At 46.7% G+C, this 855-nt stretch carries 2 protein-coding genes; both read right to left on the bottom strand.

Annotation, left to right across the window (positions count from 1 at the left end; translation table 11 throughout):
* Positions 1 to 92 (bottom strand): HisA/HisF-related TIM barrel protein (locus A3738_RS29735; protein WP_255376124.1); only part of this gene is annotated, 92 nt, incomplete at its 3' end.
* Between the two features lie 18 nt (positions 93 to 110).
* Positions 111 to 854 carry a 1-(5-phosphoribosyl)-5-[(5-phosphoribosylamino)methylideneamino]imidazole-4-carboxamide isomerase gene (gene hisA, locus A3738_RS00695; protein ID WP_231876485.1) on the bottom strand — a complete coding sequence of 248 codons (744 nt, stop codon included), beginning with the start codon at positions 852 to 854 and terminating at the stop codon, positions 111 to 113.
* Between the last annotated feature and the right edge of the window lies 1 nt (position 855).

Here is an 855-nt window from a genome sequence, read left to right on the forward strand (position 1 = left end):
CCCGCATCGCGAATATCTACGAACTGAACGCCTTTCACCACGCGCCCATTTTCTACATCTAAACAAGGAATAATACGTTTTGCTAAGCCCATGACTACACCTTAAAAATCTTAGTCTTTCGCAACGTAACCACTGTGAATATCACTGTAGTCTTGCGCTTCTTTCACATCGAGCGTTCCTTCGTATATCGCACGACCGGTGATCGCACCACAAATGCCTTGATCAGCTTGCGCAGCCAAGGCTTTGATATCTTCCATATTCGTGACACCGCCCGATGCAATCACAGGAATAGAAGAAGCTTGAGCTAGACGCACTGTCGCTTCAACATTCACACCTTGCATCATGCCATCACGAGCTATATCCGTGTATACAATCGACGAAACACCGGCTTCATCAAACTGCTTCGCAAGATCTGTTGCTTCAACACTAGACACATCAGCCCAACCATCTGTTGCAACCTTGCCATCTTTAGCATCTAAGCCAACGATGATATGTCCTGGGAAAGCTGCACAAGCTTCCGTCACAAACTCTGGTTCTTTCACTGCTTTCGTGCCGATAATTACGTACTCAACACCAGCATTCAGGTAGGCATCAATCGTATCTAGGCTACGAATTCCGCCACCGATTTGAATCGGTAAATTCGGAAAGCGCTTAGCAATGGCATTTACGATCTCAGCATGAACAGGCACACCATCAAATGCGCCGTTTAAATCCACCAAATGCAGTCGACGTGCACCTTGATCCATCCAGCGACCAGCTATATCAACAGGATCATCGGAAAATACCGTAGAGTCGTCCATACGACCTTGGCGTAATCGAACACACTTGCCGTCTTTAAGATCAATTGCAGGGATA

It is taken from the genome of Oleiphilus sp. HI0066 (assembly GCF_001635725.1).